Source organism: Nocardia thailandica NBRC 100428, assembly GCF_000308795.1.
Classification (GTDB): domain Bacteria; phylum Actinomycetota; class Actinomycetes; order Mycobacteriales; family Mycobacteriaceae; genus Nocardia; species Nocardia thailandica.
Genome location: NZ_BAGK01000208.1, coordinates 43,422 through 60,304, shown reverse-complemented (window position 1 = coordinate 60,304; position 16,883 = coordinate 43,422). Strand labels below are relative to the sequence as shown.

Sequence of the window (16,883 nt, the reverse complement as noted above, 5' to 3'; positions counted from 1 at the left end):
CGCCGCTCCAACCAGATCGCCCGGCTGCTCATCGAGAACGGCCTCGGCGCCGAGGATTTCGTCGCCGTGGCGGTGCCGCGCTCGGTGGAGTCGGTGCTCGCGGTGTGGTCGGTCGCCAAGACCGGCGCGGCCTACCTGCCGGTCGACCCGAGCTACCCGGCCGACCGCATCCTGCACATGGTGACCGACGCCGGGATCGCCGTCGGTCTCGCCCTCGCGGGCGAGGCCGAGGACCTGCCCGGTTCGGTGCGCTGGCTCGAGATCGACGAACTCGACCTCGACGGCTACCCGGAGACCCCGCTCACCGCGGACGAGCTGGTCCGCCCGACCTCGCCGGCCCAGCCCGCCTACGTCATCTACACCTCCGGTTCCACGGGTGTGCCCAAGGGCGTCGTGGTGACCCACGCGGGCGTGGCCAACTTCTGCGCCGAGCAGGTCGAGCGTTTCGGCCTCGATTCGACCACCCGCGCCCTGCACTTCGCCTCACCCTCGTTCGACGCCTCGGTGCTCGAGCTGCTGCTCGCCATCGGCGGCGGCGGCGCGCTGGTCATCGCCCCGCCCGGCATCTACGGCGGCGACGAACTGCGCGAGATCCTCATCACCGAGGAGGTCACGCACGCCTTCATCACCCCGGCGGCGCTGGCCAGCTTCGACGTCCGCGGCCTGACCGACCTGCGCGTGCTGATGGCGGGCGGCGAGGCGGTGCCCGCCGAGCTGATCGGTAAGTGGGCGGTCCCGCTGCCCGACGGCACCGTGCGCGCCTTCCACAACATGTACGGCCCGACCGAGGCGACCGTGGCCACCGACATCAGCGACGCGCTGCTGCCCGGCGACCGCGCCACCATCGGCGGTCCCATCCGCGGCACCCGTTCGCTGATCCTCGACGACCGCCTGCGGCCCGTTCCGGTGGGTGTCGCGGGTGAGCTCTATCTGTCGGGCGTCGCCCTGGCCCGCGGCTATCACGCGCGCGCCGCGCTGACCGCCGACCGTTTCGTCGCCAACCCGTACGTGCCCGGCGAGCGCATGTACCGCACCGGCGACGTCGTGCGCTGGACGCAGGACGGCACGGTCGACTACGTCGGTCGCTCCGACTTCCAGGTCAAGGTCCGCGGTTTCCGCATCGAGCTCGGCGAGATCGACTCGGCGCTGTCGAGCCACGAGGCCGTCGACTTCGCGGTGAGCATCGGCCACAAGAACAAGGTCGGCACCACCTCGCTGGTGTCCTACGTCGTGGCCGCGCCCGGCCGCTCGATCGACACCGCGGAGCTGGCGGAGCACGTCGGCCTTCGCCTGCCCGCCTACATGGTGCCCTCGTCGATCATGGTGCTCGACGCGGTCCCGCTGACCGTCAACGGCAAGCTGGATCGGCGCGCGCTGCCCGCGCCGGTGTTCGAGGTGCGCGAGTTCCGCGCGCCGACCACCCCGATCGAGCAGATCGTCGCCCAGATCTTCGCCGACGTGCTCGAGCTGCCGCGCGTCGGTGTCGAGGACGACTTCTTCGACCTCGGCGGCAACTCGCTGCTGGCCACCCAGGTGGCCTCCCGCATCGGCAGCGCCCTGGACACCCGTGTCCCGGTGCGCATGCTGTTCGAGGCCTCCACCGTGGCCGCGCTGGCCGCGCGGGTGGAGTCGCAGGCCGGTGACGGTGCCCGCAAGGCGCTGGTCGCCCGCGAGCGGCCCGACCGGGTGCCGCTGTCGCTGGCCCAGCAGCGCATGTGGTTCCTCAACCGCTTCGACACCTCCTCGGCGGTCAACAACATCCCCGTCGCCATCCGGCTCTCCGGCGAGCTCGACGTGGCGGCGCTGCAGGTCGCGGTCATCGACGTGATCGACCGGCACGAGTCGCTGCGCACGGTGTTCCCCGAGACCGGCGCGGGCCCGGTGCAGGTGGTGCTCGACGCCGCCCAGATCGTGCCCGACCTGACCCCGTACCGGGTCACCGAGGACACCCTCATCGATCACCTGATCGACCTGGCGTCGATGGCCTTCGACGTCACCAGCGAGGTGCCGCTGCACGCGCGGCTCTTCGAGATCAGCGAGACCGAGTACGTGCTCGGCATGGTGGTGCACCACATCTCCGCCGACGGCTGGTCGATGGCGCCGCTGTCGCGCGACGTCATCGTGGCCTACGCGGCGCGTACGTCGTGGGAGGCGCCGAGCTGGGCCGAACTGCCGGTCCAGTACGCCGATTACGCGTTGTGGCAGCGCGAGGTGCTCGGTTCCGAGGACGATCCGGCCTCGCTGATCTCCTCCGAGATCGCCTACTGGAAGGCCGAACTCGCCGATCTGCCCGACGAGCTGGTGCTGCCCGCCGACCACCCGCGCCCGCCGGTGGCGTCCTACCGGGGCGGCACCTACAGTTTCGTCATCTCGGGGGAGACCCAGCAGGCGCTGGTCGAGCTGGGCCGCCGCTACAACGCCTCGCTGTTCATGGTCATGCACAGCGCGCTGGCGGTGCTGCTCGCGCGGTCCTCGGCGACGACCGACATCGCCATCGGCACCCCGGTGGCGGGCCGCGGCGACCAGGCGCTCGACGAGCTGGTCGGCATGTTCGTCAACACCCTGGTGCTGCGTACCGAGGTCGAGCCCGCCACCACCTTCGCGGCCCTGCTCGATCAGGCGCGCGAGACCGACCTGCAGGCCTTCGCCCACGCCGACGTGCCCTTCGAGCGCCTCGTCGAGGTGCTCAACCCGGCCCGTTCGCAGGCGCGGCACCCGCTGTTCCAGGTGATGCTCGCCTTCCAGAACACCAAGCAGGCCTCGCTGCAGCTGCCCGGCCTCTCGGTCAGCGGGATCGACTACGACCCGCAGCTGGCCAAGTTCGACCTGCAGCTGACCCTGACCGAGGTCCAGGAGTCCGACGGCGAGCCCGGCGGCATGGCGGCCGAGTTCTCCTACGCCCTCGACCTGTTCGAGGAAGCCACGGTCGCGGCGTTCGCCCGCAGGCTCGACGCGGTGCTTGCCGCCGTGGTCGCCGATCCGGACGTCGCGGTCGGTGACATCGACCTGCTCGCGCCCGAAGAGCACGCCCAGGTGCTGGTCGACTGGAACGACACCACGCACGCGCTCGGTGTCCCCGACTCCACCACCCTGGTGTCGCTGTTCGACGCGCAGGTGCTCGCCACGCCCGCGGCGGTCGCCCTGGTCTACGAGGCCGAGGAACTGACCTATCGCGAGCTGCAGCAGCGGGCCGCGCGGCTCGCGCGCGCGCTCATCGCCGACGGCGTCGGCCCGGGCGACCATGTGGCCCTGGCGATCCGGCGCTCCACCGAACTGGTGGTCGCGATGTACGCGGTGCTCTACGCGGGCGCCGCCTACGTGCCGCTCGATCCGGACCAGCCGGCCGACCGCATCGGCCACATCCTCGACACGGCCGAGCCGAAGCTCGTGCTCACCACCCGACGCGACGCGCCGGTGGGCACCGTGCCCGTCGTCACGGTCGAGGAGATCGAGAACCGTCCGGGGTACGGCGATTCGGCCGACGGGCCGATCGCCGACGGCGAGCGGCTGCGTCCGCTGCGGGCGGACAACACCGCCTACGTGATCTTCACCTCGGGTTCCACCGGCCGCCCCAAGGGTGTCGCGGTGGCGCACGACGCCATCGTCAACCGGCTGCTGTGGATGCAGCACGAGTACCCGATCGGCAACGCCGACGCGGTGCTGCAGAAGACCCCGGCGACCTTCGACGTGTCGGTGTGGGAGTTCTTCTGGCCCTTGCAGACCGGCGCGCGCCTGGTCGTCGCGAAGCCCGACGGGCACCGCGACCCGGTCTACCTGGCCCAGATCATCGCCGAGCAGGGCATCACCACCGCGCACTTCGTGCCCTCGATGCTGTCGGTGTTCGTGGCGACCCTCGGCGGCGGGAACGGCAACGGCGGCCCCGCGATGCGGCTGCGGCAGGTCTTCGCCTCCGGTGAGGCGCTGCCCGCGCCGACCGCGCAGCGCCTGCGCGAGCTGACCGGCGCCCGCCTGCACAACCTGTACGGCCCCACCGAGGCCGCGGTCGACGTGACCTATCACGAGGTGGTCGACGCCGACGTCGAGTCGGTGCCGATCGGCCGCCCGGTGTGGAACACCAAGGTGTTCGTGCTGGATTCGCGTCTGCACCCCGTCGCCCCCGGTGTCGCGGGTGAGCTGTATCTGGCGGGCGACCAGCTCGCGGTCGGCTACCTCAACCGCCCCGACCTGACCGCCGACCGTTTCGTGGCCAACCCCTACGGCCCCGCCGGTTCGCGCATGTACCGCACCGGTGACCTCGTCACCTGGGTCGCGGTCCCCGAGACCATCGAGACCGACAGCCCCGCCTGGTCGCGCAACAGCCGCGTGACCGTCGGTGAGCTGGAGTACCTGGGACGCACCGACTTCCAGGTCAAGCTGCGCGGCCTGCGCATCGAGCTCGGCGAGATCGAGGCGACCCTGCTCGCCCAGCCGGGCGTCGCGCAGTCGGTCGTCGTGGTGCGCGGGGACGCGCACGCGGGCGACCAGCTGGTCGGCTACGTGGTCGGCGAGCCGGGCACGGCCCTCGACGCCACCGCGCTCAAGAACGCGGTGGCGGGGGAGCTGCCCGCCTACATGGTGCCCGCGGCCCTCGTCGTGCTCGAGGAGTTCCCGCTCAACGCCTCGGGCAAGCTCGACCGCAAGGCGCTGCCCGCGCCGGTGTTCGAGGCCAAGCGGTTCCGCGCCGCCTCGACCCCGATCGAGGAGATCGTCGCCGAGATCTTCTCCGACCTGCTCGGGGTCGAGCGGGTCGGCGTGGACGACGACTTCTTCGAGCTCGGCGGCAACTCGCTGGTCGCGACCCAGGTCGCGGCCCGCCTCAGTGCCGCGCTGAACGCCGAGGTCGGTGTGCGCGCCCTGTTCGAGGCGCCCACCGTGGCCGGGCTGGCCGCGCGGGTGGAGTCGCACGCGGGTTCCGGCCAGCGTGCCGCGCTGACCGCCCGGCAGCGGCCGGAACACCCGCCGCTGTCGCTGGCACAGCAGCGCATGTGGTTCCTCAACCGGTTCGACGCCTGGGGCGCCGACACCTCCGCCGGTGCCGCCACCGACGCGGGGACCTACAACATCCCGGTCGCGGTGCGCCTGCAGGGCCTGCTCGACCTGGCGGCCCTGCGCGGCGCGGTCGCCGACGTGATCGGCCGTCACGAGACGCTGCGCACGGTCTACCCGGTGTACATGGGCACCGCCGAGGGGCAGACGGGGTCGCGCGCCGCGACCGGCGGCCACGACGGCACCGCCTACCAGCGGGTCCTGCCCGCCGCCAAGGCGATTCCCGAACTGGAGCTGGTCGAGGCCGACGAGACCGACATGGCGGCCTCGCTCTACGAGTTCGCCCGCCGCGGGTTCGACGTCACCGCCGAGGTGCCGGTCCGGCTGCGCGTCTACGAGCTCGGCGAGCGCGAGCACGTGCTGGTCCTCGTCGTGCACCACATCAGCGCCGACGGCTTCTCGCTGCGCCCGCTGGTACGGGATCTGATGACCGCCTATGTCGCCCGCACCTCGAACACCGAACCGGGCTGGCCGCCGCTCGACGTGCAGTACGTCGACTACGCGCTGTGGCAGCGCGAGGTGCTCGGCTCCGAGGACGATCCGACGTCGCTGATCTCCGAGCAGCTCGACTACTGGCGCACCACGCTGGCCGACCTGCCCGACGAGCTGCGTCTCGCGCACACCCCGCGTCCGGCCCAGCCCACCTACCAGGCGGGCACGCACCGCTTCGAGGTGCCCGGCGAGCTCGTCGAGGCGCTGAACCGGGTCGCCCACGAGCACGGCACCACCCTGTTCATGGTGGTGCACAGCGCCTTCGCCGCGCTGCTGTCTCGCCTGTCGGGCGCCGTCGACATCGCGGTCGGCATCCCGGTCGCCGGTCGTGGCGAGCAGGCGCTGGACGACCTGGTCGGCATGTTCGTCAACACGCTGGTGCTGCGCACCGCGGTCGAGCCGTCGGCCTCGTTCACCGAGCTGCTCGCGCATGTCCGCGAGCGCGACCTGGCCGCCTTCGCCCACGCCGACGTGCCGTTCGAGCGGCTGGTCGAGGTGCTCAACCCGGCGCGTTCGCAGTCGCGGCACCCGCTGTTCCAGGTCATGCTGTCGTTCCAGAACCTGGGCCGCGGCACGCTGGAACTGCCCGGGCTGACGGTCTCCGAGCTCGGGATCGACGCGCACACCGCCAAGTTCGACCTGCAGCTGGCCCTGAGCGAGGTGCCCGGCGAGGACGACGCCCGCATGGACGCCGAACTCGTCTACGCCACCGACCTGTTCGACGCGGGGTACGCGGCCGCCTTCGGCGCGCGCCTGCTGCGGGTGCTCGCCGCGGTCGTGGCCGACCCGTCGGCCGCCGTCGGCGACCTCGACCTGCTCGACGCCGCCGAGCGCACCCTGGTCCTGGACCGCTGGAACGACACCGAATTCGCCGTCGACGCCGCCCTGTCGGCCGCCGCGGAGAACGACGACCCCGCCACCCTGGTCGCCCTGTTCGAGGCGCAGGTGGCGCGCACGCCCGAGGCGACCGCGCTCACCTTCGAGGGGACATCTCTGTCCTACGCCGAGTTCGCCGGCCGGGTACACCGCCTGGCGCGCTGGCTCGTCGACGCCGGGGTCGGTCCGGAGAGCTATGTGGCGCTCGGCATGCGCCGCTCCATCGACCTGCTGGTCGGCATGTACGCGGTCACCGCGGCGGGCGGCGCCTACGTGCCGCTCGACCCCGATCACCCGGCCGAGCGCATCGAGCACATCCTCGCCACCGCGGGACCGGTCTGCGTGCTGACCTCGGGCGAGGACTTCGCCCAGGTCGCCGCGGGGCGACCGGCGGGAGCCGGCGGCCAGGTGCGCATCGACCGCCTCGACCTGTCGGGCTACTCGGACGCGCCGCTGACCGACGCGGACCGGCATCGCCCGCTGCGCTCGGACAACACCGCCTACGTCATCTTCACCTCCGGCTCGACCGGCCGGCCCAAGGGCGTGGCGGTCAGCCACGCCGCGATCGTCAACCGCCTGGTGTGGATGCACGCCGCCTACGGCCTGGCCGCCGACGACGTGGTGCTGCAGAAGACCCCGGCGACCTTCGACGTGTCGGTGTGGGAGTTCTTCTGGCCGTTGCAGGTCGGCGCGCGCCTGGTCGTCGCCAAGCCCGACGGCCACCGCGACCCGGCCTACCTGGCGCGCCTGATCGCGTCCGAGCAGGTCACCACCGCGCACTTCGTGCCGTCGATGATGGCGGTGTTCGTCACCGAACCCCTCGCCGCCGAGTGTGTCTCGCTGCGCAACGTGTTCGCCTCCGGCGAGGCGCTTCCCGCGCCGACCGCGCAGCGCCTGCGCGAGCTGACCGGCGCCGCGCTGCACAACCTGTACGGCCCGACCGAGGCCGCGGTCGACGTGACCTTCCACGAGGTCACCGACGCCGACACCGCCACCGTGCCGATCGGCGCGCCGGTGTTCAACACCCGTCTCTACGTGCTGGATTCGCGGCTGCGGCCCGTCCCGGTCGGTGTCGCGGGTGAGCTCTATCTCGCGGGCGTCCAGCTCGCGCACGGCTACGTGGGCCGCCCCGACCTCACCATGGACCGGTTCGTGGCCGACCCGTTCGCCGAGGGCGAGCGCATGTACCGCACCGGCGACCTGGTCACCTGGACCGCGGTGTTCGATGGCGATACTCCCGAGGGCCCTGCGGGGTCACGCTCTGCTACCGCCTCCGGGCCCGCCGGTCGCATCGCGCACGGCGAGCTGGAGTACCTGGGCCGCACCGACTTCCAGGTCAAGCTGCGCGGCCTGCGCATCGAGCTCGGCGAGATCGAGGCCGCCCTGGTCGCGCAGCCGTCGATCGCGCAGTCGGTGGTGGTGGTCCGCGCCGACGAGCACACCGGCGACCAGCTGGTCGCCTACGTCGTTCCCGCGCCGGGCGCGACCGTCGACATCGATCAGCTCGGCCTCGCCCTGGGCGCCGAACTGCCGTCCTACATGGTCCCCGCCGCGTATGTGGTGCTGGCCGAGTTCCCGCTCAACGCCTCCGGCAAGCTGGATCGCAAGGCCCTGCCCGAGCCGGTGTTCGCCGCGCGCGCCTTCCAGGCGCCGGTCACCCCGGTCCAGCAGATCGTGGCCGCCACCTTCGGCGACGTCCTCGGCGTGGAGCGGGTCGGCCTCGACGACGACTTCTTCGCCCTCGGCGGCAACTCGCTCATCGCCACCCGCGTGGTGGCGCGGCTGAGCGAGGCCCTCGACACCCAGGTGCCGCTGCGCCTGCTCTTCGAGTCCGCCACCGTCGCCGCGCTGTCGGCGCGGGTGGAGTCGGCCACCGGCCGCGGCGGCCGGGTGCCGCTCACCGTGCGCCCGCGGCCCGATCTCGTGCCGCTGTCGCAGGCGCAGCAGCGCATGTGGTTCCTCAACCGCTTCGACAACCGCACCGCGGTCAACAACATCCCGGTCGCGCTGCGCCTGACCGGCGACCTCGACCCGGCCGCGCTCGAGGCCGCGATCACCGACGTGATCGCCCGGCACGAGGCGCTGCGCACGGTCTACCCGGAGATCGAGGGCGCGGGCTTCCAGCACGTGCTGGCCATCGACGAGGTCGGCTTCCGGCTGCCCGTGCAGCAGGTCCGCGCCGACCAGGTGCTCGACCGCGTGGTCGCGCTGGCGGGCGTGCACTTCGACGTCACCCGCGAGATCCCGTTCCAGGCCACCCTGCTGCGCGTCGACGACGGCGCTCGCGAGGCGGGCGCGCGGTCGCGCGGCGCCACCGCGGCCGAGTCCGCGGGGCACGGCGCGAACCACGTCCTGGTGCTGGTCATGCACCACATCAGCGGCGACGGCTTCTCGCTGCGCCCGATGCTGCGCGACGTGGTGGTCGCCTACACCGAGCGCACCCGCGGCGAGATCCCCGGCTGGGCGCCGCTCGAGGTCCAGTACGCCGACTACACGCTGTGGCAGCGTGAGGTCCTCGGCGACGAGGACGACCCGGAGTCGGTGGCCGCCGAACAGATCGGCTACTGGACCCGGCAACTGCGCGACCTGCCCGACCAGATCGAGCTGCCCGCCGACCGTCCCCGCCCCGAGATCGCCACCAACGCCGGTGACGTGTACCGCTTCTCGATCGACGCCGACCTGCGGCGCGGTCTCGAGGACGTGGCCCGCGCCCGCGGCGTCACCCTGTTCATGGTCGTGCACGCGGCCCTGGCGACCTGGTCGGCGCGCCTGTCCAACAGCACCGACATCGCCATCGGCACCCCGATCGCCGGGCGCGGCGAGCGCGCGCTCGACGAGCTGGTCGGCATGTTCGTCAACACCCTGGTGCTGCGCACCGAGGTGAACCTGGGCGCCACCTTCGGCGAGCTGCTCGAGCAGGTGCGGCGCACCGACCTGTCCGCCTTCGCGCACGCCGACGTGCCGTTCGAGCGCCTGGTCGACGTGCTCAGCCCCACCCGCTCACAGGCGCACCACCCGCTGTTCCAGGTCGCCCTCACCTTCGAGGCGACCGGCGCGGCCGACGCGGGCCGCGTCGAGCTGCCCGGGCTCGACCTCGAGGTCGTCGAGTTCGACCCCGGCACCGCGAAATTCGACGTCCAGCTGACCGTGGGCGACAGCGCCGACGGCGCGCTGGCGCTGTCGTGGAACTACGCCACCGACCTGTTCGACGGCGAGACCGTCGCCGCGTTCGGCGACCGGCTGGTGCGCATCCTGCGCAGCGTCGCCGACAACCCCGATGTCGTCGTCGGCGACATCGACCTGCTCGGCGAGGCCGAGCACCAGGACGTCGCGCGCCGCTGGGTGTCCTCGGGCGCCGACGGCGGCCACGGGCTCTTCGCCGAGCCCGCGACCACGCTGGTCGACCTGTTCGACGCGGCCGCGGCCGCCCATCCCGACCGCATCGCCGCCAAGTTCGGTGTCGAGTCGCTGACCTACGCCGAACTGGACCGGCGCGCGAATGTGCTGGCGCGCAGGCTCATCGCCGACGGCGCCGGGCCGGAGAAGCTGGTCGCGGTGATCCTGCCGCGCTCGCTCGACCTGGTCGTCGCGCTGCTCGCGGTCGTCAAGACCGGCGCGGGCTACGTGCCCGTCGATCCGACCTACCCGGCCGAGCGCATCGCCTACGTGCTGGCCGACTCCCGGCCGACCAGCGTCGTGCTCGACTCGACCGTGCAGGTCACCGTGCCCGCGGAGCTGCCGTCGGTCGTCCTCGACGGTTTCGCCGTCGAGACGGGCAACGTCGAGGACGCCGACGACCACCCGGTCACCGACGCCGACCGCCGCGCGCCGCTCTCGCCCGACCACGTCGCCTACGTCATCTACACCTCCGGTTCCACCGGCCGCCCCAAGGGCGTCGCCGTGGCCCACCGCAACGTGGTGCGGCTGTTCGCCAACACCGACCGCGACTTCGGTTTCGGCCCCGGCGACACCTGGACCCTGTTCCACTCCTACGCCTTCGACTTCTCGGTGTGGGAGCTGTGGGGCCCGCTGCTCTACGGCGGCACGCTGATCGTCGTCGACTACTACACCTCGCGCTCGCCCGAGCAGTTCCTCGAACTGCTGCGCGTCGAGCGGGTGACCGTGCTCAACCAGACCCCCTCGGCCTTCTACCAGCTGGCCGAGGCCGACCGGAACAGCGCCGACCGCACGCCGCTCGCCCTGCGCTACGTCGTCTTCGGCGGCGAGGCGCTGGAACTGCGGCGCCTCGCCGACTGGGTGGCCCGGCACGGCGACGGGCACGCCGCGTCGCCGGACGCCGTCGCGACCGGCCCCGTGCTGGTCAACATGTACGGCATCACCGAGACGACGGTGCACGTGTCCTTCCGGGCCCTCGACGCGGAAACCATCGCCGCGGCATCGGGTTCCCTCGTCGGCCGCGCCATCGCGGGCCTGAGCGTGTACGTGCTCGACGCGCGCCTGCGCCCGGTCCCGGTCGGCGTCGCGGGCGAGATGTACGTCGCCGGACCGCAGCTCGCGCGCGGCTACCTCGGCCGCCCCGACCTGTCGGCGACCCGCTTCGTCGCCAACCCGCTCGCGGACCGCGAGGACGCGGGCAGCCGCCTCTACCGCTCCGGCGACCTCGCGCGCTGGAACCGGTTCGGCGAGCTGGAATACCTCGGCCGCGCCGACGACCAGGTCAAGGTGCGCGGCTTCCGCATCGAACTCGGCGAGATCGAATCCGCGGTCCTCGCCCAGGACGGCGTCGCCCAGGCCGCGGTCGTCGTCCGCGAGGACCAGCCGGGCGATCAGCGCATCGTCGCCTACGTGGTGGCCGAAGCCGGCGCCGAACCGGATCTGGACGCCGTCCGCGACGGCGCCGCGGAACAGCTGCCCGCCTACATGGTGCCCTCGGCCGTCGTCCGCCTCGAGTGGATCCCGCTGACGGTCAACGGCAAGCTCGACCGCCGCGCGCTGCCCGCGCCCGCGGTGCAGGCCCGCGCCTTCCGGGCACCGGTCACCCCGGTCCAGGAGACCGTCGCCGGCGTGTTCGCCGACGTGCTCGGCCTCGACCGGGTCGGCGTCGACGACGACTTCTTCGACCTCGGCGGCAACTCGCTCATCGCGACCCGCGTCGTCGCCCGCATCGGCGCGGCGCTCGGCGTGAACGTCCCGGTGCGCGCCCTGTTCGAGGCGTCCACCGTCGACGCGCTGGCCACCCGGGTCGAGTCGCACACCGGCAGCGCGGCCCGCGCCGCGCTGGTGCCCCGCGACCGCGCCGCCGGGGAACTGGTGCCGCTGTCCTTCGCGCAGCAGCGCATGTGGTTCCTCAACAAGTACGACACGAGCTCGGCGGCCTACAACCTGCCGGTCGCCATCCGGCTCACCGGCGCCCTCGACACCGAGGCGCTGCGCCTCGCCCTGGCCGACCTGGTCCGCCGCCACGAGTCGCTGCGCACCCGCTACCCGGTGCTCACCGGCGACCTCCCCGAGGGCCCTGCGTGGTCACGCTCCGCTACCGCCTCCGTGCCCGCCGGTACAGTCGCCAAGCACGGCGGCACCCCGGTGCAGGAGATCGTCGCGGCCGAGGACATCGCCCTCGACCTGCGCCCGGTCGCCGTCACCGCCGAGGACCTGGTCGCGTCCGTGACCGCCTTCGCGTCCACGGGATTCGATGTGGCCGACGAGGTTCCGCTGCGCGCCCGGCTCTACCGGGTCGAGCACGACGAGCACGTGCTCGTCGTCGTCGTGCACCACATCGCCGCCGACGGTTTCTCCATCGGCCCGCTGACCCGCGACGTCATGCTCGCCTACACCGCCCGCGCCGAGGGCGCGGTGCCCGGCTGGGCGCCGCTGCCCGTGCAGTACGCCGACTTCGCCGTCTGGCAGCGCGAGGTGCTCGGCACCGAGGACGACCCGGACTCGCTGCTGTCGCGCCAGGTCGCCTACTGGCAGCGTCAGCTGGCGGGCTCCCCCGACGAGCTGACCCTGCCGTTCGACCGGCCGCGTCCGGCCGTCGCCTCGCACCGCGGCGCCTCGGTGCACCGCGAGCTGCCCGCCGAGCTGGTCGCCGCGCTCGACGAGATCGCCCGCCGCCAGGGCGCCTCGCTGTTCATGGTCATGCACACCGCGCTCGCGGTGCTGCTGTCGCGCCTGTCGGGCTCCGACGACATCGCCGTCGGCACCCCGATCGCGGGCCGCGGCGAGCAGGCCCTCGACGACCTCGTCGGCATGTTCGTCAACACCCTCGTGCTGCGCACCGGCGTGCGTCCGGGCGAGTCGTTCGCCGACCTGCTCGAGCGCAACCGTCGCACCGACCTCGACGCCTTCGGCAACGCCGACGTGCCCTTCGAACGGCTCGTCGAGCTGCTCGCGCCGGAACGCTCGCAGTCGCGCAACCCGCTGTTCCAGGTCATGCTCGCCTTCCAGAACCTGGATCGCACGCGCCTCGAGCTGCCGGGCCTGACCGTGGCCGCGCTCGACCTCGAGGAGAGCGTCGCCCGTTTCGACCTGCAGTTCACGCTGTCGGAGTCCGGCGACGGCGCCATGGCGCTCGCCCTGAACTATGCCACCGAACTGTTCGACGAGGACACCGTCGCGGCCGTGGCCCTGCGCTGGCAGCGCGTCCTGGAGGCCGTCGCCGCCGACCCGTCGGTGGCCGTCGGCGCCATCGACGTGCTCGACGCCGCCGAGCGGGCCGACCTCGTCGCCCGTGACGGCGAACCGGCCGTCGCCCCGCGCACCCTGCGTGAGCTGCTGAAAGCCGCCGTCGCGCAGAACCCGGACGGTCCCGCCGTCGTGTTCCAGGGGACAGCTCTGTCCTATGCCCAGCTGGACGAGCGCTCGAACCGCCTGGCGCGCCTGCTGATCGCCGAGGGCATCGGCGCCGAGGACCTCGTCGCCGTCGGCGTGCCGCGCTCGGCGGACTCGGTCTTCGCCGCGTGGGCCGTCGCCAAGACCGGCGCCGCCTTCGTCCCCGTCGACCCGAGCTACCCGGCCGACCGCATCGCCCACATGGTCACCGATTCCGGCTCGCCCCTGGGCCTCACGGTCGCGGCCGTGCGGGACGGGCTGCCGGAGTCGGCCCGCTGGCTGGTCCTCGACGACCTCGACCTGGACGCCTTCGACGGCGGCCCGATCGCCGACGACGAACTGGTCCGGCCGACCACCCCGGCCCAGCCCGCCTACGTCATCTACACCTCCGGTTCCACCGGTGTGCCCAAGGGCGTCGTGGTCACCCACGCCGGCCTGGCGAACTTCGGCGAGGAGCAGGCGAAGCGCTACGACCTCGATTCGTCGACGCGGGCACTGCATTTCGCGTCGCCCTCGTTCGACGCCTCCATCCTGGAGCTGCTGCTCGCGCTGGCGCGCGGCGGCGCGCTGGTCGTCGTGCCGCCGGGCGTCTACGGCGGCGAGGAACTGTCGGAGCTGATCCGCGCCGAGCGGGTCACCCACGCCTTCATCACCCCGGCCGCGCTGGCCACCTTCGACCCCAGCGGACTCGACTCGCTGCGCGTGCTCGTCGCCGGCGGCGAGGCGGTCCCGGCCGACCTCGTCACCAAGTGGGCGGTTCCCCTCGGCGCCGACGGCACGATCCGCCGCTTCCACAACGGTTACGGTCCGACCGAGACCACCATCATGACCAACATCAGCGCCGCGCTGACCCCGGGCGAGCCGGTCACCATCGGTGGCCCGACCCGCGGCATGCGCTCGCTGATCCTCGACGCCCGGCTCCAGCCCGTCCCGGTGGGTGTCGCGGGTGAGCTCTACCTGTCGGGCATCCAGCTGGCGCGCGGCTACCACGCCCGCCCCGGCCTGACCGCCGAACGGTTCGTCGCCGACCCGTACGTGCCCGGCGCGCGGATGTACCGCACCGGTGACGTCGTGCGCTGGACGCGGGAGGGGACGGTCGAATACGTCGGCCGCTCCGACTTCCAGGTCAAGATCCGCGGTTTCCGCATCGAGCTCGGCGAGATCGACTCGGCCCTCGCCTCCCACGACACCGTCGACTTCGCCGTCACACTCGGCCACAAGAGCACCGCGGGCGCGGTCTCGCTCGTCGCGTACGTGGTCGCCGCGCCGGGCACCTCGATCGACGTGGCCGCGCTGACCGCGCACGTGTCCGATCGCCTGCCCGCCTACATGGTGCCGTCGTCGATCATGGTGATCGACCACGTGCCGCTGACCCCGGTCGGCAAGCTCGACCGGAAGGCCCTGCCCGAGCCGGTCTTCGCCACCGAGGTCACCTTCCGCGCCGCCCGCACGTCGCTGGAGGCCACCATCGCCGAGGTCTTCGCCGAGGTGCTCGGCGTCGATCGCGTCGGCGTCGACGACTCGTTCTTCGCCCTCGGCGGCGACTCGATCGTCTCCATCCAGCTGGTCTCGCGGGCGAAGGCGCGCGGCGTGGTGTTCAGCCCGCGCCAGGTCTTCGAACAGCGCACGGTCGCCGGGCTCGCCTCGGTCGCCGAGACCACCGACGTCGCCGAGGCGACCGTCTCGCGCCTGGCCGAACTGCCCGGCGGCGGCGTCGGCACCATGCCGCTCACCCCGGTCGTCCGGTTCATGGCCGAACGGCCCGGACGCTTCGGCCGGTTCAACCAGACCATGGCCCTCGAACTCCCGATCGGGATCGACCGGGCCGGGATCGCCGCCACCGTCGGCGCGGTCGTCGACCGCCACGACATGCTCCGCGCCCGCCTGTACCAGGTCGACGGCGAGTGGATCGTGCAGACCGCCGCGCCCGGCACCGTCGACATCGACGCCCTGATCGACCGCACCGAGTTCGCGCCGTCGGCCACCGAGGACGAGCTCGTCGAGATCGCCTCCGCCGCACTGGACGCGAGCCTGGACCGGCTCGACCCCGCCACCGGCGTCGTCGTGCGGTTCGTCTGGCTCGAGCCGAAGGCCCTGCCCACCGTGTCGACCCCGGCCGGGGTGGATCGCCCTGCGGCCGAACATGATCCGGTCGAGCGCCGGGCGGGTCGCCTGATCGTCGTCGCCCACCACCTCGTGGTCGACGGCGTCTCCTGGCGCATCCTTGTGCCCGACTTCGTCGCCGCCTGGGGCAGGTTGTCGGCCGGGCAGGCGCCCGAGCTCGTCGCTCCCGAGACCTCCATGCGTGCCTGGGCGACCGCCCTGGCGGAGCAGTCCCGCAGCCCCGAGCGCGTCGCGGAACTGGACTTCTGGCGCGAGGTCGTCGACACCCCCGACCCGCTGCTCACCGCGCGCCCGATGGACCCGGCGGTCGACGTCTCCGGCGTCATCGCCAAGCTGCCGGTCGAGGTGTCCGCCGAGGTCACCCGCGCCCTGCTCACCACCGTGCCCGCCCTGTTCCACGGCGGCGTGAACGACGGCCTGCTCACCGCGCTGGCCCTGGCCACCGCCAAGTGGCGCGCCGCCCGCGCGGGTGCGACCGGCGACCAGCTGCTGGTCCGCCTCGAGGGTCACGGCCGCGAGGAAGAGGTCGTGCCCGGCGCCGACCTGTCGCGCACGGTCGGCTGGTTCACCGCGATCTTCCCGGTCCGCCTCGACCTGGCCGGTATCGACCTCGACGCCGCCCTCGCCGGTGGCGCCGCGACCGGACAGGCCGTCAAGGCGGTCAAGGAACAGCTGCTCGCCGTGCCCGACAAGGGCATCGGCTACGGCATGCTGCGCTACCTCAACCCCGAGACCGCCGGGCAGCTGCCCGCGGAACTGCCCGGCCAGATCAGCTTCAACTACCTGGGCCGGGTCGCCGACAGCGACGTCCCCGACGCCCTGCGCGGTTTCGGCTGGATCCCCGCGCCCGAGCTGGCCGCCCTCGGCGGCGCGTACGACGCCGACATGCCCGCCATGGCCCCGCTCGACGTCAACGCGATCGTCGTCGGCGACAAGCTCAGCGCCAACATCGGCTACCCGAGCACGCTGCTCGACGAGGCCGAGGTCCGCGAGTTCGCCGACCTGTGGATCGCCGCGCTGGAGGCCGTCGCCCGGCACGCCGAGTCGGCCGAGGCAGGCGGCCACACGCCGTCGGACTTCCCGCTCGTGCGCACCACCCAGCGCGAGATCGAGCAGTGGGAGGCGACCTTCGACGGCCTGGCCCAGGTGTGGCCGCTGGCCTCGCTGCAGGCGGGCCTGTACTTCCACGCCCGCCTCGCCGCCACCTCGGTCGACGTCTACACCGCGCAGGCGGTCCTGACGCTGACCGGTCGCGTCGACGCCACCCGTCTGCGCAACGCGGCCCAGGCGCTGCTCGACCGCTACGACAGCCTGCGCACCGCCTTCGTCACCGGCCACGACGGCACCGCCGTCCAGCTGGTCATCGACGACCTCCGCGTCGACTGGACCGAGCACGACCGCACGGTGCCCGCGGGCGGTGCGGCCGAAGGCTCCGGGCCCGCCGATCGCACCGCGGCCATCGGCGAATTCGCCGACATCGTCGAGGCCGACCGGATGGCGCGCTTCGACCTGACCGCGCCGCCGCTCATCCGCTTCACCCTGGTGCGGGTCGC

General features: G+C 72.9%; 1 protein-coding gene (only partly in view). It reads left to right on the top strand.

Annotated elements, in window-relative coordinates; translation table 11 throughout:
- Positions 1–16,883, top strand: part of the annotated coding region (locus ON36_RS23535; protein WP_043657719.1) for a non-ribosomal peptide synthase/polyketide synthase (this coding region is incomplete at its 5' end). Its footprint extends 22,672 nt past the window's final position; 16,883 of its 39,555 annotated nt are in view.